Source organism: Actinomyces sp. oral taxon 448 str. F0400, assembly GCF_000220835.1.
Classification (GTDB): Bacteria; Actinomycetota; Actinomycetes; order Actinomycetales; family Actinomycetaceae; genus Actinomyces.
The window spans coordinates 2,601,646-2,624,400 of record NZ_GL985606.1; the positions used below are offsets into that span (position 1 = coordinate 2,601,646).

22 protein-coding genes are annotated in these 22,755 nt (G+C 69.1%); 5 read left to right on the top strand and 17 right to left on the bottom strand.

The genetic code is table 11. The features are described 5' to 3' along the window. The 8 genes from HMPREF9062_RS10955 to HMPREF9062_RS10985 form a co-directional block, all read right to left on the bottom strand. Nucleotides 1–1,285 (bottom strand): hypothetical protein (locus tag HMPREF9062_RS10955; RefSeq protein WP_172634844.1); only part of this gene is annotated, 1,285 nt, incomplete at its 3' end. A gap of 63 nt (nt 1,286–1,348) precedes the next feature. Continuing rightward, nucleotides 1,349–2,107, bottom strand: coding sequence for a hypothetical protein (locus HMPREF9062_RS10960; RefSeq protein WP_009750215.1), 759 nt, complete (start codon nt 2,105–2,107; stop codon nt 1,349–1,351). Nucleotides 2,108–2,356: 249 nt separating this feature from the next. Next, complete coding sequence (locus tag HMPREF9062_RS10965; protein ID WP_034254230.1) at nt 2,357–2,656, bottom strand: hypothetical protein; 300 nt, start codon at nt 2,654–2,656, stop codon at nt 2,357–2,359. Nucleotides 2,657–2,687: 31 nt separating this feature from the next. Further along, complete coding sequence (locus tag HMPREF9062_RS13010; RefSeq protein WP_216584419.1) at nt 2,688–3,146, bottom strand: DUF6668 family protein; 459 nt, start codon at nt 3,144–3,146, stop codon at nt 2,688–2,690. 321 nt (nt 3,147–3,467) lie between these two features. Continuing rightward, nucleotides 3,468–4,064 carry a hypothetical protein gene (locus tag HMPREF9062_RS10970; protein ID WP_009750218.1) on the bottom strand — a complete coding sequence of 199 codons (597 nt, stop codon included), beginning with the start codon at nt 4,062–4,064 and terminating at the stop codon, nt 3,468–3,470. 86 nt (nt 4,065–4,150) lie between these two features. Further along, entirely contained in the window at nt 4,151–5,098 is a 948-nt protein-coding gene (locus tag HMPREF9062_RS13705; protein ID WP_009750219.1) for a C40 family peptidase, read from the bottom strand. Then, complete coding sequence (locus tag HMPREF9062_RS10980; RefSeq protein ID WP_034254999.1) at nt 5,095–6,795, bottom strand: MinD/ParA family ATP-binding protein; 1,701 nt, start codon at nt 6,793–6,795, stop codon at nt 5,095–5,097. The genes HMPREF9062_RS13705 and HMPREF9062_RS10980 overlap by 4 nt, the downstream gene beginning before the upstream one ends. Before the next feature lie 438 nt (nt 6,796–7,233). Further along, nucleotides 7,234–8,355, bottom strand: a complete 1,122-nt coding sequence (locus tag HMPREF9062_RS10985; RefSeq protein ID WP_009750222.1) for a DegT/DnrJ/EryC1/StrS family aminotransferase — start codon at nt 8,353–8,355, stop codon at nt 7,234–7,236. 445 nt (nt 8,356–8,800) lie between these two features. Between HMPREF9062_RS10985 and HMPREF9062_RS10990 the strand changes: the two genes are divergently transcribed. Together HMPREF9062_RS10990 and HMPREF9062_RS10995 are read left to right on the top strand one after the other, a co-directional pair. After that, nucleotides 8,801–10,054: an LCP family protein gene (locus HMPREF9062_RS10990; RefSeq protein ID WP_034254233.1), complete on the top strand. Its 1,254-nt coding sequence runs from the start codon at nt 8,801–8,803 to the stop codon at nt 10,052–10,054. A 551-nt stretch (nt 10,055–10,605) separates the two neighbouring features. Then, on the top strand, nt 10,606–11,535 hold the full coding sequence (locus HMPREF9062_RS10995; RefSeq protein ID WP_034255000.1) for an LCP family protein: 930 nt from the start codon (nt 10,606–10,608) through the stop codon (nt 11,533–11,535). Here the strand turns inward: HMPREF9062_RS10995 and HMPREF9062_RS11000 are convergent. From HMPREF9062_RS11000 to HMPREF9062_RS11035, 7 genes are all read right to left on the bottom strand, one after another. Then, nucleotides 11,532–12,161, bottom strand: a complete 630-nt coding sequence (locus tag HMPREF9062_RS11000) for a hypothetical protein (protein WP_034254236.1) — start codon at nt 12,159–12,161, stop codon at nt 11,532–11,534. The genes HMPREF9062_RS10995 and HMPREF9062_RS11000 overlap by 4 nt on opposite strands. 25 nt (nt 12,162–12,186) lie before the next feature. Further along, the gene (locus HMPREF9062_RS11005; protein ID WP_172634845.1) at nt 12,187–12,477 is read right to left on the bottom strand and encodes a WXG100 family type VII secretion target; all 291 of its coding nucleotides are present in this window, start codon (nt 12,475–12,477) and stop codon (nt 12,187–12,189) included. A gap of 58 nt (nt 12,478–12,535) precedes the next feature. Beyond that, on the bottom strand, nt 12,536–13,126 hold the full coding sequence (locus HMPREF9062_RS11010) for a hypothetical protein (RefSeq protein ID WP_009750226.1): 591 nt from the start codon (nt 13,124–13,126) through the stop codon (nt 12,536–12,538). A gap of 284 nt (nt 13,127–13,410) precedes the next feature. After that, the gene (locus HMPREF9062_RS11020) at nt 13,411–14,361 is read right to left on the bottom strand and encodes a hypothetical protein (RefSeq protein ID WP_156790027.1); all 951 of its coding nucleotides are present in this window, start codon (nt 14,359–14,361) and stop codon (nt 13,411–13,413) included. A 433-nt stretch (nt 14,362–14,794) separates the two neighbouring features. Beyond that, entirely contained in the window at nt 14,795–15,784 is a 990-nt protein-coding gene (gene galE, locus HMPREF9062_RS11025; protein WP_034255001.1) for a UDP-glucose 4-epimerase GalE, read from the bottom strand. 99 nt (nt 15,785–15,883) lie between these two features. Next, the gene (gene purE, locus HMPREF9062_RS11030; protein ID WP_009750230.1) at nt 15,884–16,408 is read right to left on the bottom strand and encodes a 5-(carboxyamino)imidazole ribonucleotide mutase; all 525 of its coding nucleotides are present in this window, start codon (nt 16,406–16,408) and stop codon (nt 15,884–15,886) included. 162 nt (nt 16,409–16,570) lie between these two features. Further along, a complete protein-coding gene (locus tag HMPREF9062_RS11035; protein ID WP_009750231.1) occupies nt 16,571–17,905 on the bottom strand; it encodes a 5-(carboxyamino)imidazole ribonucleotide synthase in 1,335 nt (444 codons plus the stop codon). Between the two features lie 203 nt (nt 17,906–18,108). On the opposite strand from HMPREF9062_RS11035, the gene HMPREF9062_RS11040 reads away from it, so the two are divergent. The 3 genes from HMPREF9062_RS11040 to HMPREF9062_RS11050 all read left to right on the top strand — a co-directional run bounded on the left by HMPREF9062_RS11040 (nt 18,109) and on the right by HMPREF9062_RS11050 (nt 20,806). Continuing rightward, complete coding sequence (locus HMPREF9062_RS11040) at nt 18,109–19,269, top strand: membrane protein (RefSeq protein ID WP_009750232.1); 1,161 nt, start codon at nt 18,109–18,111, stop codon at nt 19,267–19,269. A gap of 140 nt (nt 19,270–19,409) precedes the next feature. Beyond that, a complete protein-coding gene (locus HMPREF9062_RS11045) occupies nt 19,410–20,033 on the top strand; it encodes a GtrA family protein (protein ID WP_050795352.1) in 624 nt (207 codons plus the stop codon). 56 nt (nt 20,034–20,089) lie between these two features. After that, the gene (locus HMPREF9062_RS11050; RefSeq protein WP_050795353.1) at nt 20,090–20,806 is read left to right on the top strand and encodes a VTT domain-containing protein; all 717 of its coding nucleotides are present in this window, start codon (nt 20,090–20,092) and stop codon (nt 20,804–20,806) included. 23 nt (nt 20,807–20,829) lie between these two features. Here HMPREF9062_RS11050 and HMPREF9062_RS11055 read toward each other — a convergent pair whose 3' ends face one another. Then, complete coding sequence (locus HMPREF9062_RS11055) at nt 20,830–21,909, bottom strand: sensor histidine kinase (protein ID WP_009750235.1); 1,080 nt, start codon at nt 21,907–21,909, stop codon at nt 20,830–20,832. A 104-nt stretch (nt 21,910–22,013) separates the two neighbouring features. Then, a complete protein-coding gene (locus HMPREF9062_RS11060) occupies nt 22,014–22,682 on the bottom strand; it encodes a response regulator transcription factor (protein ID WP_034254246.1) in 669 nt (222 codons plus the stop codon). Between the last annotated feature and the right edge of the window lie 73 nt (nt 22,683–22,755).

Below are 22,755 nucleotides of genomic sequence, written 5' to 3' on the forward strand. Positions count from 1 at the left end.
CGCCCTTGGAGGCGGCCGAGGCGCCCGCTCCGGAACCGCCCCCGCCCGAAGCGCCCCCGCCGGGACCGCTGAGCTGGCTGCCCCTGATGGACCCGGTGGGGATCTGGCCGAGCTGGCCGCCCGACATGGACATCCCGGCGGCCCCGCCGGCCGTCGCGGCGACCATGGGCGTCACGAACCGCATGAGGGCGGGCATGGCGAACAGGGCCAGGACCATGAGGATGATGCCGGTGATGGCGCTGATGAGCCCGGTTCCGTCATCGCTGAAGGCGTCCGCTCCAGCGAGCCTGAAGGCGGCGGCGTAGACGATCGCAGCCGCCGGCTTGTACATGATGAAGGCGGTCAGCCAGCCGATGCACTTGGTGAACCAGGACTTGCCGGTCTGGGTGTTGGTGAACGAGGCGGTCAGCGGCAGGACGCCGCACAGGATCACGAGCATTCCACTGCGGACGATCATGAGCGCGATCTGAATGCACGAGGCGATGAGGGCGATCAGCCCCAGGACGATGATCGTCATGGCGGGCAGCGGCGTCGGCGAGGAGGAGGACAGAGACAGCAGTGCACTGATGTTCTCGGCGAATCCGCCTCCGTCCAGAGATCGATCGATGACCCATGAGGAGAAGCCGTCCGCCGCGGTGACCAGCAGACTGACAATAGTGACGCCCGCGCCTCCGACGACGATGAGGGTGAGCATGCTCTTGACCGTCTCCAACCCCGGTTCCGCGCGCTGCTCCCATGCCATGCGCACCCCGCCGATAATGACGGACACGATCGCGGCGGCCCCTGTGTACCACCACAGGCTCGACTGCAGGAAGAAGACGGTTCCCCCGCCCTGCGCGTCGGGAACCATGGCGGCCACGATGGAGGTGGCTCCGGATATCATGACGACGGCGCCCAGGACTATTCCGATCCTGCCCGCCGAGACGATTCCCTCGCCCCGTCGAAGCCCCAGGGCGATCCTGGCCCCGAGCATGAACAGCGCCAGAAGCGCGACGGCCAGGGCTATCCATGTCACGTATCCCAGGACCGTGTCGATGCCGGAGGAATCCGTTCCCGCGCCTCCCGCCGCGTCCTGGGCCTCTCCGTCGGTCAGCGAGGGGGTCTTGATATTGACCCAGAACGTGCCCAGGCTCGAGACCGCCTTGCCCAGGGCCTCGGAGATGGAGGAGGACAGCTTCTCGATGGCGCTATCGGCTACCTTCCCCACGCCGGCCCCCACGACTTCGCCGGTGGCTTCAGCCGCCTTGCCCCATGCGTTGGAGACAGCATCCCCCACCTTGTCCATACCTTTCTCGACATAGCACAGACTGATGCTGGCAAAATTACCGGTGCACTCATCCGCCATCGGTCAGGACCTCCAGACGATGTAGTTGTCCAAAGTGGGAATCATAGCGAGGTTGAGCGGGCTCTGAGTCTCGGAACTCAGCTTCCAATCGCCGTTCTGCCACACCAGGTACTCCACCGCCGACGCGACATACGGATTCCCGTTTATAAGACCGGAGAACCCGATGTCTATCGTCGCCGAGTCCCCGCTGTAGCTGAGCACCTTGAAACCGATCGAGTTGACTCTGGCGCCGGTGGTCGTATCAGCATCGGTGTTCTCCTCTAGAATCTGATCGTGATACGTACCGTCGGCAGTGACGTACGCGAACCATTCCTTGATGGATACCGGATTGTTCGCCTGCGCCGCAGCGGTCGCAGCGGCGAAGACAGCCCCCTGCGGGGAGTGCTGGAAGCAGTACCTGTATCCCTCATCGGCCGTGGCGGCCGGGCCGTACTGGTCGGAAGTCGGGTACGGGAAGACCCCGATGTAATCCCACTGCGCCTGAGGAGCCTGCGACACGGTCCCGTTCATGACCACCCCCGTCAGGCCGCACACACTGTCCGACTCGGCCTCCTGGGGCGGCGCGCTCCCTGAGGAGTCCGCCGAAGCGGCGTCGGAGCCGCCGGAGGACGCTGTGGCGCTGGTCGCAGGCGTCCTCCCTCCCCCTTTGTGCGTCACGACCACGACGATTCCGAGGATCACCACGAGCGCCACCACCAGCGCCGACGCGATGAATCCCGGCCGTGTGAACGGCGAGGCCGCCCCCTCTTCTTCCTCACTCATCGAGAACCTTCTTCCCTGCGGGACCCGTCGTTGCGGGCAGCATCATCAATGAACGTCGACCGGCATCGGGTGAACGTCGTCGGCCGTCGGAAAGGCGCCGAGGGGGGCCGCCGCCGGAAGGCGACGAACGCCGACGCGTCGGTCGGCGGCCGCGGCGGGGCCGCCGACCGACGCGGCGCCGCCCCGCAGCCCGCCAGTCCTGCTTCAGCGCCGCTCCGATGCCGCGGGAGGCGGCCACGGCCGCCCGTCTCACGTGGCCAGGAAGCTGATCAGCGAGGCGCCGCCTGAGATAATGATCACGCCGCCCATGATCCAGCCGAGCCTGGCGACGTTCTCACCGCCTTCACCGCGACGCGACTGCACGGCCATCATCGCTCCGGCGGCGAAGATCGCTAGAATGCACACGGCTAGGCAGACCCATTTGGCCCAGCCGAGCACGGTCGTGACATTCGAGGTGCCGGGTGGCTGGACCGGATCGGGGTCCGGCAGATCCGCGGCGAACGCGGACAAATGGGATGCCCCATTGATCAGGGACGCTGCAGCACTCATTGACATACTCCTTTCGTGTCGGCGACGGTCGTCACCGGGGTGCTGTTAATGAAACAAGGTCTTTCACCAGGCGCCGGACCTGACGCGGAAGGTCATCGAGTGCGGGCGCCTGGCCCAGGCGCCACGCCTCCACCCACGGCAGCGACCATGTGCGCGGAGCGCCTCCGGCGACCAGCTTGGACAGATCCCGCAAGGGACGCGGAAGCCGTCCGGGCGCATCCGCCATCAGAACAAGCCCCAGCAACTCGATATGCGGAACCGTCCGACTCGCCCATTGCGTGAGGACCGCACGAGCACGCATGAGCCCCTGCGAACTCGTGCGCGTCACGAGTACGGTGGGCGACGCCTGCGGACAGGGGGCGGGCCACCAGTGCCCGGCCGCCCGCCACCGATCGTCGAGGTCGGCCAGAGTCGACTCACCGGATCCGCCGTGCGCTCCGAGCACCCACAACGGGACGCCGGGGACGGGCCGCGCCGCAATCGGCAGCATGGCGGTCTCATCGGGGGTGGCCACCCCGTGCTGCGGGGTGGCCGGTCCCGTCAGCGCAGGCAATGGATCGGGGGTCTGTTCCTGCGGCTCGTCACGAGGGGCACGGGTCGACCGCGTCACCCAAGGATTGGTGGTGGACACTAGGGAGGGGCTCCGTCTCGACATCTAGGGGGGCGTCGTAATACCGACGTTATCAGCCATCGGGACGAGAGGTAAAGGCTTCTGCTCGAGCAGACGGATCGATGCGTTCTCAACACGACCCCGACAAATATGGGAACGTCCTATAAGGTGATCGAGAGCTCGTATGTCGCAGGAGTGTCCTTACTGCGAGTCGGACCTCAACTCGGAGACCCGCCATTGCCCGGCGTCATCCTTGGTCAGCGTGATCCAGTAGCGGCTCGTCCGGATCTGCCCCGTCCAGCCCGCGTCATTCATCGCCTGGCAGGTGACGGCGCGCGCCCGGGCCACACGGGTGCTGGTGTCCGGCGGAGGGTCGTCGATGTCCCGATTGAGATCCAGGACGGCGTCGTAGGCGTTGTGGGCCACCAGGTCCTGCCAGTGGGAGCCGGGTCGGGCGACCTCGGACTCGGCGGTCGCGCGAGGCAGATGAGGATCGTCCCAGCGCCCGCCGCGGACGTCGACGGCCACGGAGGTCAGGTCCGTGCGGGCGTCCTGGACCGTGCGGGTCAGGGCGACGGCGTCGGCCACGGCGTCCGGATCCGTCAGGTCGACGGCGTCGGGGTCGAGATCGAGAGCGGCCGGCCACGGGCTGACCGACGGGCTCGAGCTCTGCGCGTCCGCGGCGGGCGAGCCGTCGGCGGACGCCGTGGACGCGGACTGGGGGCGGCCGTGCCCCGCGCAGGCGGTCAAACCGGCCGTCAGCACCAGGACGGCGGCGAGAATGGCAGTCGAACGCATGATATGTGTCCCCCGCGAAGTCGGAAGCCGGTCGAAGACTGCTCGGGAGCCCGCCCTGAAGGGCCGCTCAGCAGCTGTCGGACCGGTTAGTCGAGATGAACGAAGTACGGGCCGCCATCCATCGTGTAGACGGCGGTCTCCCTGACGGGCACGCCCTCGGTGGGCGCTTCGACGATCGTGTCGTTGCCGGCCCAGATGGCGACGTGACCGCTCCAGCACACCAGATCTCCGGGCTGGGCCTCCTCCTTGCTGACCTGCGTGCCCGACGAGCACTGACTGCCCGAGGAGTGCTGCAGCTCGACCCCGGCCTCCGAGTAGGCGACCATGACCAGGCCCGAGCAGTCGTAGCCCACCGAATCCGATGCGGCTCCCCACACGTAGGGCATGCCGATCCTGGCACGCGCCGAGGCAAGGACCTGCTGCCCGCGGTCACCCCCACCGCCACCGGTCGATCCCTCGTACTTGCTGGCGTTGGCCGTGATGACCTCGACGTAGTGCGTGGTCTCCCCGTACGGAGGCACTCCCCCGTACTGCTCGACCGCCCCGGCGCCCGCGTTGTAGGCCGCCAGGGTCAGGCTCACCACGTCACCGCTGGCCGCGCCCTGGTCGATGTACCCCTGCACCTGCCCGGCTAGGCCGCACATGTAGTTCCCCTGCGACCAGATCGCGTCAATGGGATTGTTGATGTCCGCCACGCCGTCACCATCACCGTCCATGCCCGACGACGCCCAGGTCGCCGGCATGAACTGAGCGATCCCCTGCGCCCCCGCACTCGACCCGACCTGCGGCTGCCACCCCGACTCCTGCTCGATCTGCGCAGCCAGCAGGGCGGGAGTGATCGCTTCGCACACCGACCCCGCCCGAGTAATGACATCAACATACTCACTCGGCACATTCGCGACCGACTTGTTGCCGCCTCCGCCCTCGCCGCCGGAATCCCCCGTATCCACGAGCAGGAGCACGGAGACCGGGAGCAGGAGGATCGACATCAGGGCGAGTCCCGCGGCGATGAGTATGCCGGTGGTCCGGTTCATAGGGTTTCTCCCGCCGTCGTGCTCAACGTGGTGGCCAGGGCCGCCGACGCCGAGATCCAGGCCTGGCGCGTGGCCGGCGCCAGGGAGTCCAGGCGCAGGGGCCGATCGGACATGGCCGCGTCGTAGGGAATGGCGACAGCGCTGCGGGAGATCCGGGAGAACGCCTCGACGAACTCCCGGGGCTCGGGCTCGGTTCTGGAACTGCGGGAGACGATCACCAGCGCCCGGCGGGCCAACCGGGCCGCACGAGCATCGGCGCGGGAGAGCTCGTCGAGCAGGAGGCGCGCCGACTCGGCGTGCTCGGGCCGGGTGATGGTGGGCACCACGAGGGCGTCGGCGCGGGCGATCGCGGCGCGCCACAGGGGCGAACTCTCATCGTTGCTGGAATCGATGACGATCAGCCGGTAGTACCTGGACAGCACATCGTGCGCCCGCTGGAAGGTCGAGGCGTCCAGGACGGTGGCATCGGTCAGGACCTCGGAGCGCGAGCGCAGCACGTCATAGCAGTCCTGCTGCTGGTGGTGGACGAGACCGGCGATGTGGGCCGGCCGGGCCCGCAGGGCCAGCAGACGGTCGGCGCAGGCCAGGAGGTCGATCACGGTGGAAGCGTGGGGGCCCGGCTCGGTGCGCCAGCTCAGGGTGCCGCGCGTGGGGCTGTTGTCGAAGGCGACGACCCCCGCCCCACCGTAGCGGGCGAATACCGCGCTCAGCAGGATCGTCGTGGGCGTTTTGCCGGCACCGCCCTTGCCGTTGACCACTGCGACGGTGCGCGGCCCCCGCCAGTGGGCGGACACGGCGGCCGCCTCCGCCCGGTGCAGCAGTTCAGTCGACGAGGGCGACAGGTGCAGCCCCACGTGGTTGACCGCCCCGCGCCAGCCCGTGGACGCCGGCGACTGCCTGGCGGTTTCGGGCGGCGGGGCTGGAGCATCGGCCGATGCGGCGGGCGGTCGCATCCCCCTCGCAATTCTCCGCTCCTCCGGCGGCCCTGCGCCATCCGCGAGCGGGCGCGCGGGGCCGCCGAACGCGGTCGGAGCGGAGGCCTCCCGTCCACCCCGGTCGCGGCGCTCCCTGCGTCGCCGTCCGCGGCTGCTCGGCTCGATCTCCGCGGAGGCGGATGCGGTCCGAGCGGTCGCGGCGGGGACCGGGTCCGGCACGTACATGATCGGCCCGGTCGGCTCAGCCAGTCCCGCCGGCTCAGCCGGCCCGATCGGGGTCGAGACGGCCGGAGGCGACGCCGGAGCCGCCGGTCCCGCAGCGACTGGAACCGGCGACGATGCGGATGACGGCACGGCCGGCGGGGGAGGCGGAGGAGGAAGCCGGGAGGGAGGATCGGAGTCGGCGAAGATCCGTTCGAGCCCCGAAACCCCCGACGCGGTCGCCGCTCCCCTGCCCGCTCGAGGTCCGGCGTCGACGCCCGCATCCGACTCCGATTCCTCGTCCGGATCCGCATCGTCGCTGCTGACGGTGCCGTCCGGATGAATGTCGACCTGCCAGGTTCCGGTGGGCTCCTGGATGGAGGTGGGGATCGCCCTGCCGAGAGCGGCGGCGCGCCGGGCGATGAAGTCGACGACGACGGCGCGGGCGCCCTCCAGATTCTCGGTCTCGGGCGTGCTGGTGACGCCACCGATGTTGATGCGCACGCGCCCCTCCTGGCTTAGGGAGACCTCAGCGCGGGGCCAGACGGTGGCAGCGCTCATCATTCGTCCTCGTGTCGGGGTATCTGGGGCTTTACGGACGGTGTCATGCGCGTCGCAGGGGACTGTGCGGTCGGGCCCGGACGCGACAGGGCGGGCACCGATCGTGCAGGCGGGGCGTGATCACCCGATCATGCGTGCGACCACGACGAACGACAGGGTCGACGACATGATGCGGCATGACGCACCATGACGCGGCCCGGACGCACCAGCGTCCGCTCCCGCCGTGAGGGGCCGTGAGGGGCACGGACCAGGAGGAACGCGAGCGCATGGCGCCCGCCGGGCCTCACCATACTCGGCGAGACCGATTCGTCACACTCACCGGCAGACGCCGGCGCTCGCCCGCGCTCCCGAGCGCCCAGTTCGGCGAGCGGGCCGCCCGAGGTGCCGCGGCCGATCCCGAGCGCCCAGTTCGGCGGGCGGACCGAGGCCCGTCGACGATCAGGCTCCCGCGCCCACGACCGCGGTGACGGCCTCGACGATGCGCGCCAGGTCCGCCCTGGACAGGGAGGGGTGGACGGGCAGGGACAGGCATTCGCGGGCCGCCTTCTCGGTGCCGGGCAGCTCCAGACCCGGCGCGTAGGGGGCCAGGGATTCCAGCCGGTGGCAGGGGATCGGGTAGTACACGCCGGTGCCGATCTGCCACTCGTCCTTCAGGGCGGTCTGGATGCGGGTGCGCTCGGCGCCCGTGGCCCCTTCGAAGCGGACGGTGTACTGGTGGTAGACGTGGGTGTAGCCCGGGGGCGCGGTGGGGGTGACGACGCCGGCCGCGCCGGCCAGACCCTCGTCCAGGAAGGCCGCGTTGCCCCGGCGCCGGGCCGTCCACTCGGCCAGTCTGCTCAGCTGGACCCGGCCGACGGCCGCGGACGAGTCGGTCATGCGGTTGTTCAGACCCACCAGTTCGTTGGCGTACTGCCGCTCCATGCCGTGATTGCGAAGCAGTCGCACCCGGCGCGCCAGTCCGGCGTCGCGAGTGGTGACCATGCCCCCCTCCAAGGAGGTCATGTTCTTGGTCGCGTAGAAGGAGAAGGATCCCCACGTCCCGAAAGTGCCCACCGGCCGGCCGTCGACGGCGGCGGCATGCGCCTGGGCGCAGTCCTCGAGCACGGCCAGGCCATGAGCTCGGGCTATCCTCAGGATCTCGGGGATATTGGCCGGCAGACCGTACAGGTGCACCACCTCGATCGCCACGGTGCGCGCCGTGATCGCGGCCTCGACGCCGGCGGGGTCCAGGGTGAAGGTCACCGGGTCGATGTCGACGAATACGGGGCGGGCCCCCGAGATGACCACGGAGTTGCCCGTGGCCGAGAAGGTGAAGGACGGCATGATCACCTCGGCGCCCGGCGGGAAGCCGCACGCCAGGGTCGCCAGGTGCTGGGCCGAGGTCCCGGAGTTGACCGCGACGGTGTGAACTCCGCCGACGACCTGCTCGGAGAACTCCTCCTCGAACGCCGCGACCTGCGGACCCTGAACCACCATCCCCGAGGCGAGGACGGCATCAACGGCGGACCGCTCCCGCGGTCCGATCATCGGCTTGGCCACGGGGATGAACTCGTGCGGCATCAGGCATCCACCTCTTGAATCGTGTTGTCCTGTTCTCCTCGTGCGGCGCTCGTCCGCGACGGCGAAGGGCGGCTCATCGCGGCCCGCGGGGCTCTCGGATCGAGCTCGTCCGAAACGAGAGAAGAAGTCTAAGCCCGGCGCATCCTGCGGAGGTCCTGCGGGCGGAGTGTCGCAGTGACGCTCCGTCACCGGCGTCCGGCCCGGGACCGCCCGTCACCGGGGTCCGGCTCCCGTCCTCATCCCCGCCGCGGCGCCGGGCGGGGCATGGCGAGTGCGAGTCGGGCATGCGGGACATGAGGGGCGGATCACGCGCCCGGCACGCCGGCGTCATCCCGGATGCGGCGCACGAGCAGGGCGAGGATGAACCTCGATGAGGGCCCTCGTCACGCCGCACCCGAGACTAGGGTCATATGATGACAAGGATCAACCACGTATCGTGCCTATTGTGTCTACGTCACCCGTACGCCATGCCGCGCGCGAGATGCGCCACCGTCTGCTACGCAATGTCACGCTGAGCCTGCTGACGATCGCGCTTTTCGTGAGCACGGCGGCCTTCGCCGTCTACCACGACCTCCAGTCGCGGCTGACGACGGTGAGCGTTGACGACATCCTGGGCGCCGACCGGCCCTCGGCTCCCGAGGGAAGCGACTTCGACGGACGGGCTCTGAACATCCTCGTCATGGGATCGGACTCGCGCAGCGGCGAGGTCGTCGACGACGGCACGGAGGGCATGCGCTCGGACACGGCCATGATCGTCCACCTGTCGGCGGACCGCACCCGCATGGACGTCGTCTCGATCCCCCGCGACACGATGGTCGAGGTCCCCGCGTGCCCGCTTCCCGACGGCTCGCAGAGCGATGCCTCCTCCTACGCCATCTTCAATTCGGCGTTCTCCACCGGGGCCGATGGCTCGACCGACTCCAAGGACGTCAAGTACGCCGCCGGCTGCACGATCAAGACGGTCGAGAAGCTTACGAACGTCCGCATGGACGAGTTCATGGTGGTCGACTTCACCGGCTTCGAAAACATGGTCAACTCGCTGGGCGGTGTGCCGATGTACATCGACGAGGACGTCGACGACGACAAGGCTGACCTGCACCTGACCAAGGGCTGCACCACGCTCAACGGCGGTCAGGCTCTGGGCTACGCGCGCGCCCGCTACTCCCTGGGCGACGGCTCGGACGTCTCGCGCATCGGGCGTCAGCAGCAGCTGGTCGCGGCGATCATGCGCACCGCCCAGTCGAAGAACCTCCTGACCGACACGAACTCGCTCTACGACTTCGCCAATTCGGCGCTGAGCACGCTCACCGTCAGCTCCGACCTGGGCGATCTCAGCAGGCTCGGGCAGATCGCCCACAGCGCCGCCAACATCGGGATGGACAACATCAACTTCGTCACCATGCCGGTCGAGCAGGACCTCTACGACCCCAACCGCCTGGCTCCCAGCGACCAGGCCGACGACGTCTGGAATGCACTGCGGGAGGACAAGCCCATCCCCGAAGAGTCCGTGTCCCTGGCCGCCGACGGCACCTCCCCCAGTCAGGGGGCGACGCCCACCGACGGAGCCGGCGGGACGGGGAACCCGACCGCCGTCGGGAACACGCCCGCCGCCCCCGCCCCCGCCCCCGCCCCCGCGGACGCCGCCACCGAGCAGAGCAGCCCCGGGGCGACGGTCGACCCCGCCACGCAGTGCCACTAATGAGCCATTAATGAGCCATTGATGACCACGGACACCCACACTGACACGAAGAGGTCGACCCTGTGACTCCTCCGTCGGACCTGCCGCCGTCCTTCACGCCCGATCCCTCCGATCCCTCGGGCCGCCGGCCCGCCCGCGCTGATGCTCCGCCGTCCTCCCCGCCGAGCGGCGGAGCACGGCGAGGACCGGCGCCGCAGCGCCGATCCCTGCGGACGGGCCCGTCCGCGGACGGCGGTGCGGATTCGGCGCGCCCAGCACCGGAGGGGGAGGGGCGACGCCCGGCCCGCGGCGCGCAGGCTCCCGGCTCGTCGGCGCGAGGAGCGAGTCATGTGCGTCCGGGCTCCTCGGCCATGCCGCTCGGGGGGGGAGTCGGCCGGGGCCCGGGACCCACCCGGGTCATGCCCGCGGGGTCCAGCGGATCATCCGGAGCCCCCTCCCGAGGGGTCTTCCCGGTCGGGACGCACCCGATCCCCGAGGGGCCCTCCCACCCCGAGGTGCAGCCCGAACGCGCACCACTCCGACCGCGCCGCGGGCGCCGCCCGCTGCGATGGGTGGCGGCGATCCTGGTCCTGCTGCTCGTCCTCGTGGGGGGGCGCGCGGCCTGGCTGTGGCACGACGTCGACTCCAAACTCCAGCGCGTCGACGCGCTCTCCGGGGCCAAGGACACCTCCGGGGAGACCTGGCTCATCGTCGGCTCGGACTCGCGGGCCGACGGCGGCGTGCCCCAGGACGGCACCGAGGGCGCCCGCGCGGATTCGATCATGGTGCTGCACAAGGCGTCCAACGGTCAGGCCTCACTGACCTCGCTGCCGCGTGATACGTACGCCGAGGTTCCCGGCTACGGCGGTGACAAGATCAATTCCGCCTACTCCTACGGGCAGGCCCCGCTGCTGGTGGAGACCGTGGAGAAGCTCACGGGACTGACCATGGATCACTACGTCGAGGTCGGCATGGGCGGGGTGACGCACATGGTGGACGCCGTCGGCGGGATCGAGGTGTGTCTTGATTATGATGTCGACGACCCCGATTCCTCTCTGGTGTGGGACACTTCCAAGGGCACGTGTCAGAAGGTGGACGGAGACAAGGCCCTGGCCTATTCGCGCATGCGTAAATCGGACCCGACCGGTGATATCGGCCGTGCCCAACGTCAGCGCACGGTGGTCTCGGCCGTGGTCTCCAAGACCATGTCGATTCCCACGCTCATCAATCCTTTCCGGCAGGACAAGCTCGTGGATTCCGGGACGAAGGCGCTGACCGTTGATGAGGACGCCTCCATGCTCGATCTGGCGCAGATGGTGCTGGCCTTCCGGTCGGCGTCGAACGACGGGCTCACCGGGGCGCCGCCCATCGACAGCCTGGACTACGAGCCGGGCGGGATCGGGGCGTCGGTCCTCCTGGAGGACACGACCGCGCCGGACTTCTTCTCCAAGGTGCGCTCCGGCAAGCTGTCGACGTCCGACTTCGATCAGCCCTCGTCCTAACCGCGGCCCCGCCCGGGCCAGCGCCATGAGGCCCAGGGGGCGGTGCTGCGACGCAGACGACGGGCCTCCTCCTGGAGTGCGGCGAACGTGCGGGCGCTGACGGGGCAGTCACCCGGCAGGTCCTGGTTGTTGACGGCGATGATATCGGCGACTGCGGCGCCCCGGTTCGTCAGGTCGGCGAGGATCCGGGCGAGGGCCTTGGCCGCGAAGGGCCGCAGGTTGACGCCGCTGACAGCCACGCTGTTCAGGAGCAGTAGCGTCTCGCAGGTGGCGGGGACGCTCTCGCGCACGACGAGGGCGAACCTGTGGTGCGTGAGCAGTCCGCGGATTCCGGGGGCGTCCGCCACCAGGAAGAGGAGCCCGTCGGTCAGCGCCTGACGGGCGATGTCAGCGACGGGCCCGTGCCCGCCGCGTTCGCCGCTGAGGGCCCGCCACGGAGATCCCTGCGCCCGCAGGACGGGGTCGATCTGGTCACGGGCTGTGGCGTACCCGAGCCCGGGAAGCAGGTTCTGGACGGCGCTCAGGATGTCGTCGGGACGCAGGCCGGTGACCCAGACGCGGGCGCAGGGGGCGGCCGTGTAGTGCCCCCGCGCCCACGGGTTCCACGGATCGGTGCGTCTGCTCATAAGGTGGTGCCGGCCGGGGCGTCCTCTAGAGGCTCCAGAGGCGGGAGACCGTGGTCTCTGCCTCCTGGTAGAGGGTGACGGCCCGGTCGACGGCAGCGGCGAGCTGCTCGGCGTAGTCGGTCTGGGTGCGCATGCGGGCCGCCCAGCCGGCGTGGGCGACGGCGGCGGCATCGGAGGCCAGGCCGGTCCACTGGGTGCGAGTGGCGGCCAGGGACCCGGACAGGCCGGAGACGTCGGAGTCGAGTCCCGACGCTCCCGAGCGCAGAACCGACGACAGGGACGGCAGAGTGTCCTCAGACACGTCAAGATCAGCCACGATCATGCTCCTCATTACTTCACTTCATTACTTCACTGTTGTCGACGACGATGGTGCGTCAGCGTGAAAACCACTTACGCCAGCGTATGGCGCGAGCCTCTTCCTGCAGGCCGAAGAGGGAACGCAGGCTTATGGGGTAGTCACTGGGGATCTTCCTGTGACTGACAGCCTCCAGATTGACGACGGCGGCACCGTGGGCCTCCAGGCCGGTCACGATGGCCTCGAGGGCCTTGCTCGCAAAATACCGAGGGTTCACTGTATATGCAGCACTGTCTTCAAGACGGAACAGCACCTCATTGGATCCTGTGGCCAGGTCTCGCGAGGCGAGAATAATGGAGTGATGGGTCGCCAGATCCCTTAGACCGGGGATCGCCGAGCTGAAAGGTATTTCGGACAACGTGTCACGGAACAGGACGTCGGCAAGGAACCCACCCTTGGCCCCTCGTTCCATGACGAGGGCGCTCCAGGCGGAGGATCGTTGTCGCAGGGCGGGGTCGATCTGGCGCTTGGAGTAGGTGTACCGGCGTTTCCTGAGAGACTCCTGCGCAACAGCGAGGATGGTGTCGAGTGGTATCCCGGCGACGATCATGCGGGCGCACATCGACGAGAAGGGCCCCCACAGGTCGAAGCGCCCATTTCTATCGAGCATGGAGACACCGCCTTTCGTTATCGTCAGCCGCTCACACGTCTTCTACGTCGTCCACCGCACCACGTTGCCGCAGGACACGACCGAGCTCGGCCAGGTTGCGTCGAGAGAGATCACGCAGGCGGCGTGCCTCGGGCGACTCATCACGACCGGCGAAAACGTCGGCGAGTGATGACCGCCCGGAATCTATGCGGCGCTGGACGGCTTGCCAGTCGGAACCGAGCTCGCCAGCGCGGGCCGCACGAGCATGCTCATCCCGCCACTGCGCATCGTCCTTTATGTCAGCATCATGCGACCGCCCAGCCGGCGACAGGAGTGGCAGCCTCAGCCGCCTTCGTGATAAGAAAATTCGCAATTTTTTCGAGACATTTTCCTATCGCCTTCGAAATCTCTTTGACGAGAATCGCCAGGCCGGAGATGAGGACAGACACGGCACCCGCAGCGCTGGAGGCCAGGCTGTCAGCACCGGCGATGACCGTAGCAGCGCCCAAGAACGCCTCAGACCCTCTGCCCGTCCACTCGGCCATGGCCGGCAGCATACCGGTTGTATTCTGCGACACCGCTCCCAGGGCACCGCCAACATGGGTCCACGCCTCAGAGGCCTGCTGAACCCGGTTCCAGTCCCCGGCAAACGGCTTGTACACCACCTCATCGAGCAGGGAGAATCCGAAGATCTGCTCGAACACCCAGTCCACCGATCCCAGAACTATACCGGCACTCCAACGAAGGTCCTCAATCTCCGACAATGATCCCGTCGGCGTAACAAGGAAGGACTGGGGATCAACAGTCTCCCGCAGCCCGCGGTCCGCTGAAAACGTCTCGCCAATGCGGTCGAGAATCTGGGCGGGCTGCTCTTGCACGAATGTTCCAGATCGATAACCATCCTGAAAAGCCTGAACAGGAAGATCCGGATCCCCTCCGCCGTAGAACGGCGGCGCCGTCTGCTCAGCCGCTCCCAGGGAGGAGAAGGAATCCCTCGGATCCTTGTACGTCGGAAGCTGAACCCCCATCTCAGAGGCGACCTTCTGGACCTCGCAGTAAGCAGCCTCATCGGCTCTGAGGTACGCCTCAAGCGTCGCCTTCATGTTGCTGGAGCCGAGGGAATAAACCTCTTCGATCTTTCCGAGAATTTTGTCACCCTCAAGAACTATAGCGTCATTAATCGGCTTCAGCCTCTGAAGAATCAAGCCGAGATCAGAATCTGATAATGTCCCCCACGAGGAGATCGTCCCCCTCATCGCAGGCAGATGCCCGTCGGCCTGACGCTCCATTAACTGACGCGCCAGATCCATGGTCGCATAAGTCAACCTTCATTAAAAAACCTCAATACTACCGTGGGAAGAATCGAAAGCGACGCATAGCACGTCACCGCACAGCTGTCGACGTCGCCCCGCAGACAACGCAGAAGTCGAACCACAGGGATGTCCTCGTCCAGCCGATCGACGTACGTTACCCTACAACCCGCCCCGACGCGAGCGCAATACCGCCACCTAAGCCGAACCATGCGAAAGAGCGCTTAACAACACAGTAATTAAACGGCCCGTCGCGCACCGCGTCTGATAACGGTCAACGGTGCGCGACGGGCCGGCAGAGCGCTCGTTCCCGGTCAGAGCATCAAGCCGCCCTGAACGACGGCCCCCGCTGACAGCGCTGACAGCGCTGTCAGCGCTGTCAGCCGAAGCTCTTGCGGTTGGGGTCGGCTTGCCAGGAGGTGAAGGCGGAGGCGACGATGTCGTCCAGGTCGTGGTCCGCCTTCCACCCCAGAACCCTCCCGATGCGCTCGGCGTCGCCGATGAGCTGGGGCGGGTCGCCGGCGCGGCGGTCCAGCTCCTCGGGCTCGATGTGCAGGCCGGTGGAGTCGATGACCTTCGAGACGACCTCCCGCACCGAGGAGCCCCTCCCCGTGCCCACGTTGAAGACGTGCTCGGCCATCACCCCGCCCCCGGCCAAGTAGTCCAGGGCGGCGATGTGCGCCACCGCCAGATCGCGCACATGGATGTAGTCACGGATGCAGGTGCCGTCCGGCGTCGGGTAATCGGTGCCGAAGATCTTGGGGGCCTGCCCGCGGGAGAGGCGGTCGAGCACCATGGGGATGAGGTTGAGGGTGGCCATGTCGCCCAGGTCGTCCCAGCCGGAGCCTGCCACGTTGAAGTAGCGCAGGCCGGCCCAGCGCAGTCCCCAGGCCCGCTCGCAGTCGGCCATCATCCACTCGCCGATGAGCTTGGTCTCGCCGTAGGGGTTGATGGGCCGGCAGTCGATGTCCTCGGGTACAACCTCCACCGGCGGCATGCCGTAGACGGAGGCGGAGGAGGAGAAGATCATCTGCTCGACCCGGGCCCGCTCCATGGCCAGTAGCATGTTCGCCAGCCCGCCGACGTTCTGCTGGTAGTACCAGCCGGGCCGCGCCACCGACTCCCCCACCTGCTTGCGGGCCGCGAAGTGGATGACTGCCGTGACGCCGCGCTGCTCCATGACGTCGGTGAGCACATCCACCGCCTCGCCCGAGGCCACATCCAGCTGAACCAATTCGGCGCCCTCCACGCGGTCGGGGGTGCCGTAGGACAGGTCGTCGACGACGATCACCCGATCCCCGCGCTCAAGGAGTAGACGGACGACGTGGGCGCCAATGTAGCCGGCGCCACCGGCAACGAGAATGCTCATGGGGAGCATGCTACAGATAAAGACATTCCCGTCTCAGGGCTTCGCAGCCCGCGGGCCGAACTCTCCGGTGCGGAGGCCGCCCCGCAAAGCTCGCGCTCCTCAGGCTCGCTCGCGGCGCTCGCGCAGAGCCGCGCCCTTGGCACGGGCGACCTCGGCCAGCTCGCCCTGGAAGGCGTGCATGGCTCGCCTCAGCCGGGCGGCCTGCGCGCCGTCGCCGGCCCCCAGGACGCGCACGGCGAGCAGCCCGGCGTTACGCGCCCCGCCGATCGACACGGTCGCCACCGGTACCCCCGCGGGCATCTGGACGATCGACAGCAGCGAGTCCATGCCATCGAGGTGCTTGAGCGGCACGGGCACGCCGATGACCGGCAGTTCGGTGACGGCGGCCAGCATGCCCGGCAGATGGGCGGCTCCCCCGGCGCCCGCGATGATGACCCGCAGGCCGCGCCCGGCGGCGGCGCGCCCGTAGTCGATCATCTCGGCGGGCATGCGGTGGGCGGAGACGACGTCCGCCTCGTAGGGGACGGAGAACTCCTCCAGGGCGGCGGCCGCCGCCTTCATGGTGGGCCAGTCGGAGTCGGATCCCATGACGATGCCGACCATCGGCTGCTGGCTGCTGCTCATGAACGGGCCTTTCCTCGGCGGGTGGCGGGAGCGGGCGCGCCCGCCCTCGATGCGATTATCGCCCGGCGCGCCCCTGGCGCGCCGGTGCTCGACCCCGGCACTCCTGCGGGTGCGGTGCGAAGGTGCGAATCCGCCCCGCGCCCGGTCCGGCGAAGGAGTCCCCTACGCGCCGCCGCGCAGAACGGCGGCGACGGCGCGGGCGCGCGCCAGCGCCGCGGCGACCGCTTCCCCGAATCCCGCCGCAGCGGGGTCTCCGGGAACGGTGAGGTTGACGTGGCCGAGCTTGCGGCCGGGCCTCCAGGTCTTGCCGTACATGTGGACGCACGCCCGCGGATCCAGGGCCAGGGCGCGCGCCAGAGCGCCGTCGTCGGGTTCGGCGGCGCCGCCCAGGACGTTGACCATGACCGTGGCCGGGGCGGTGGGCTCGGGCGAGCCGAGCGGCAGGTCGAGGACCGCGCGCACGTGCTGGGCGAACTGGCTGGTGACAGCGCCGTCCTGGGTCCAGTGGCCCGAGTTGTGCGGACGCATCGCCAGCTCGTTGACATACAGGACGGTGGGGCGGCCCGCTTCCTCCACGGCGAACAGCTCGACGGCAAGAACGCCGGTGACGTCGAAGCGCTCGGCCACCGTGCGCCCGATCAGTTCGGCCCGTGCCGCGTCCGCCTCCTCGAGCCCCGGAGCCGGGGCGAGGACCTCCGAGCAGATGCCGGCCTCCTGCACGGTCTGCGCCACCGGCCAGGCGCGCACTCGCCCGCTGGGGCTGCGGGCGAGCAGGACGGCGAGCTCACGGGTGAAGGGCACCGCCTGCTCGACCAGCAGGCTTCCCACCACGCCGCCGCCCAGGCTCCCCCCGCCCCCGGCGGCGGAGGAGGCCCGGCCGGCCCGGGCCGCGGCGACGTCGGCGACCCAGGCAGCGGCCTCGCCGTCGACCAGATCCCGGGGACCCTCCAGCATCAGAACGCCGTGCCCGTCGTAGCCGCCGCGCGGCGTCTTGAGCACCACCGGCCAGCCGTGCCCGGCCGCGAAGTCCTCGATCCCCCCCGCGATGGCGCGCTCATCGCCGCCGACCTCGACCCACGCCGGCTGAGGCAGCCCGACCGAGTCCATGGCGCGACGCATGGCGAGCTTGTCTCGCGCCAGCGTCAGCGCCCGCGGGCCGGGCTGGACGGATACGCCCTCCGCCGCCAGACGCTCCAGGAGGGCGGAGTCCTGGTGCTCATGCTCGAAGGTCAAGACGTCGGCCCGTCCGACTCCCTGGAGACCGGCCGCACCAGGATCGGCGCCGCCACCCGCGGGAGCCGAGCGCCCCTCCACCAGAGCGCGCACGGCCGCGGCGTCGTCGGCCGCCCCGACGGGGCCGTCCACGACGACCTGCGCCGTCGAGCCGTCGGGGGCCTCCACCAGGGCTCGCAGGTGAACCCCCAGGGCAGAGGCCTCCTCCTGCATCATGCGGGCCAGCTGCCCGCCTCCGACAACGGCAAGGATCGGTGCGCTCACGCCCCCAGGCTACCGGCGGACCGGCGGTCGGAGGGGGTGCCGCCCGGCGACGGGCCGTCCGCCGTACCCTGGGCGTCGTGCCGAGCTCTTCGAAGACCCCCCAGCCGACCGCGTCGCCCTGCAACGGCGCGCAGTCGCGCCCCGACAGCGGACAGGACCGCCGCGACCCGCGGCCCGACGGCCGCGGCGCTCCTCCCCACTGGTTGCGCGTCCTGGGGGTGTGGGCGGGCGCCGCAGCGGTGTCCCTCCTCATTCTGCGGCTGGGCGCCCGGGACACGCCGGAGACCGTGTGGGCACCGGCCTCCCCCACCTGGACCGACCACATCTCCTTCTGGGACTCCGGCTGGTACAACCGCATCAGTTCCGAGGGCTACCCCACCGATCTGCCCGTGGACGCGAACGGTCGGGTGGCCCAGAACTCCTGGGCGTTCATGCCGCTGCTGCCCGCCCTCGCCCGAGTGCTGGGATGGACCGGATGGTCCTTCTACGTCTGCGCGGCCCTGGTGGCGACGGCGGCCTCCGCGGGGGCAGCCGTCGTCATGGACCGGTGGCTGGCCCCGACGGTGGGCGAGCGGGCCTCGCTGTGGGCTGTCGCCCTGGCATGGAGTTCGCCGTGCGCCGCCGTGCTCCAGATGCCCTACGCCGAGTCCCTGAGCCTGCTGCTGACCGCGGCGGCACTGGCCCTGGCCGGACGCGGCCGCTTCGCGCTGGCGGTGCCGGCCATCGCCCTGGCCGCCTTCTCGCGTCCGATCGGACTCCCGCTGACCATGGCGCTGGGCGCCTGGTGGCTGTCGGAGGTCGCCCGCGATCGGCTGCCCGCCGCACGGAACGGACGCCTACTGCCCGGCTCCCACCCGCTCGACCGTCGCGAGCGGGAGGGGCTGCTGGGGTTGACCGTCTTCTCGGCGGCATGCACTCTGGCCTGGCCGATGCTCGCCTGGCTGGTGACCGGGAGACCCGACGCCTACACGGCCACCGAAACGGCGTGGCGCGACGGCTCGCTCATGCCCTTCGCCCCCTGGTGGGACCGCAGCGAGTGGTGGGTGGGAGTGCACCTGGGCTGGTTGCTGCTGGCGGGAATCCTGGTGGCGGCGATCGCGGGGCTGAGTGCGCCGTCGCTGCGGCGCCTGGGGCCGGCGGCCTGGTTCTGGTGCGCGGGGTACGTGGTCTACCTGCTGATGTTCTTCGACCCGACGGCGTCGATCTTCCGCATTCTGCTGCCGCTCGCGCCGGCGGCCTGGGCGCTGGCCCTCTCCTCCTCGCCCCGACGTCGACTCGTGCTGCTGGCCGCCGGCGTCATCGGGCAGCTGTTCTGGATCAGCTGGGTGTGGGACGCCTCCATCGCCGTACGGTGGGTGCCGTAACCGGGCCCCGACCGGTCGCCGATCTCGGGGAGCGCGACCGGTCGGCCCACTCGGTCGCGTGGCGCGCCCGCTATCCCGGGTCACCGGACCGCAGGTCCTCGTAGCCTATTATCAATAGTGTGACTCAGTCCCGTTCGCATATCCCTGACACATCCGAACCGCCCCTCGTCTCGCTCACCGGCCCCGGGCCCGCCACCACGACCCTCAAGGGCCGCATTATCGCCTGGGTGACGGAATTCATTCAGTTCGGCCTGGTCGGCGCTCTGGCCTTCATCGTCGACTTCGGAACCTTCAATCTGCTCCAGCACGGCCCCCTGGGAGTGCTTCACGGGCACTCGAACGCCGCCAACGTCATCTCGGCGACGGTGGCGACCATCTTCTCATGGGTGATGAACCGCCTGTGGACCTACCGGGGCCGCACTCAGGACAACGCCGCCCGGGAGGCGCTGCTCTTCGCCGTCGGCAACATCGGCGGCCTCCTCATCACCCAGTTCTGCCTGCTGTTCACCCATGAGGTGCTCGGCCTGCGCAGCGCCCTGGCGGACAACATCGCCGCCTACATCGTCGGCTTCGGCCTGGGAACCGCCTTCCGATTCATCTTCTACCACTACATCGTCTTCACCGGAACCGTGGACGAACCCGCCTCCGAACGCGCCGCGATGGGCGCCGTCATCGGCGGCGTGCCCACGACCCGGGACGCCGATCGGAGGACGGCCGAGGACGCGGCCCGGACTGGCGTGCCTGATTCCACACCCCCGCTGTGAGTGCGCGCGTGGCAACCGGCACCGCGACCTCCATAATATCTGAGCCCGTGACGACACTGACTACGGCCGTGACGGCCGGACTCACCGCAGCCCCGCCCTCCGCCCAAGTCCAGCCGGCCGTGCCGGCGCCCGCACTCGGACCCGAGTGGCTGGACGCCGCCAGCATCATCACCCAGATCGTCAAGTGGTTCGGCCCCTGGGCCATCGTGGGCGTCATGCTCGTCGTCTTCGCCGAAACGGGTCTGCTCGTGGGTTTCTTCCTGCCCGGCGACTCCCTGCTCTTCACACTCGGCATGTTCGTGGGGGCGGGCAGCATCGACGTGCACATCTGGATCGCCGCTCCACTCATGTGGCTGGCGGCCATCATCGGTAACCAGACCGGTTATTTCATTGGACGCAAGGCAGGTCCGACGATCTTCAAAAAACCGGATTCGCGGTTGTTCAAGAAGGAGTACGTCGACCGTACGGCATCGTTCTTCGAGCGTCACGGCGGCAAGGCCGTCACTCTGGCGCAGTTCGTCCCGATCGTGCGCACCTTCACCCCCGTCATGGCCGGTGTCGGCACAATGCACTACCGACACTTCTTCGTCTTCAATGCGATCGGGGCAACGCTGTGGGCCTTCGCCATCACCTGGCTCGGCTACTTCCTGGGAAACATCACCTGGATTCAGAAGAACATCGACGTCATGATCCTGGCGATCGTCTTCGTCTCCGCCCTGCCGATGCTCATCTCGGCGGTGCGCAAGTGGTCGTCCCACCGCAAGCGGACCTGACACCGGCGAGGCTCGCGCCGTCTTCAGAAGCGGCGTCTGCGCCCCACGCTCACCAGCGCTCCCTGCGGTAGCACATTGTTCGGGTCCAACGATCTCGGTACGGCGTTGAGCAGCACGGAGAACACCGCCGGACTGCGCTGCGAGAGTTCGATCTTCCCGCCATCGGCCTCCACCAGATCCTTGGCCAGGGCCAGCCCCACGCCCGTCGAACCGTGCCCGGAGACATGCCTGTCGAACACGTGGGGGGCGATGTCCTCCTCGACTCCCTCGCCCTCGTCGGCGACGTCGATGAACACGCCGTGACCGCCGTTGGCGCTGCGCACCTTGACGCTCGTCGCCCCCGCCCCGTAGCGCAGCGAGTTCTCGATGATCGTCGCCAGAACCTGGGCCAGGGAGCCCGGACTCGCCAGGACCGGCAGCTTGACGTCGTCGGTGAAGGTAATCTCTCGGCCCGCCTCGCGGAAGGACGGTTCCCATTCCTCGCGCTGCTGGGCGAAGACGTCAGCCAGGTGCAGGGCTTCGGTGGTGCCGCCACCAGTGCGCCGGGAGACCTTGAGCAGGTCGTCCACCACGCCGGTGAGCCGGTCGACCTGCTCGATGCAGGCGCGCGCCTCGGCGCGCACCTCCTCCTCGCCGGAGAGGAGCTCGATCTCCTCCAACCGCAGACTCAGACTCGTCAAAGGGGTGCGCAGCTGGTGGGAGGCGTCGGAGGCGAACTGCCGCTCCGCGGCCAGCCGACCCGCCACGCGCTCGGCCGAACGCACCAGCTCGGCCTGGACCAGGTCAATCTCCTCGATGCCGGAGCTGCGCAATCGCGGACGCACCTGCCCCGCACCGAGCTGCTCGGCCTCGGCGGCCAGGAAGATCATCGGGGCGCTGATCCGTCGCGAGGCCTTGGCGGCCACCACGTAGGCGGCCAGCAGCGCGACCGCCGCCAGAACCAGCGCGGTCACCGCCACGGTGATCACCACCCGAGCGCGGTCATTCGGGTCCGGCGTAGTGCGGAAGGCCAGCGCGATCCAGGCGCCGCCCAGCGGAATCCCCAGCAGAACAACGGCGACGGAGACCGCCGTCATCGTCATCGTCATCGCCCGACGGCGCATGCCAGCTCCCTTCGTGTACCCGGCGCCACGTTAAGGCGCCCAGCCCGCGCGGAGCGGGGCAGGGCGTGCTCGTGCTCGATCGGCACCTGCGGGCGCAGGACCGCTCACACGACCAGTCGGTAGCCGACGCCGTCGCGCAGGAGAAGCCTAGGGGCATCGGTATCATCGCCCAGCTTGCGACGCAGCCAGGTGACGTGCATCTCCAGAGTCTGCTCGGTGCCCGTCGGGTCCTCCCCCCAGACCTCCTTGAGGACGTCGTCGATCGAGACGACCTGGCCCCCGCCGCGCACGAGCACCCGCAGCAGCTCGAACTCGCGGGTGGTCAGCTGCAGCTCGCGCGAAGCGACGAAGGCGCGATGGGCGGCGACGTCCACGCGAATCTCGCCGGCGGCGAGCTCGTCCTCAATGGCCTCGCCGGAGGCGCGGCGCACCTGGGCGCGCACGCGCGCCAGCAGCTCGGCCAAGCGGAAGGGCTTGGTGACGTAATCGTCGGCGCCCGCATCCAGGCCAACGACGAGGTCGGTATCCTCACTGCGGGCGGTGAGCATGAGGATGGGGGTGGTCAGTCCCTGGGCGCGCACCTGGCGGGCGACATCAAGGCCGTCGATGTCGGGCAGGCCGAGGTCCAGCACGATGATATCGGCGCCGGAGACCTCCTCGAGAGCACCCTTGCCGGTGCCATGGGCGCGCACCTCGTAGCCCTCACGACCGAAGGCGCGGGCGAGAGGCTCGGAGATGGCGGGGTCGTCCTCAACGAGAAGCACTGTCGTCATGGTCGGATCGTAGGCGACCGGCGGCCTCGCCGCCATCGTCCGCGAGGTGGAGAAGCAGGAGAAGCGATGGCCG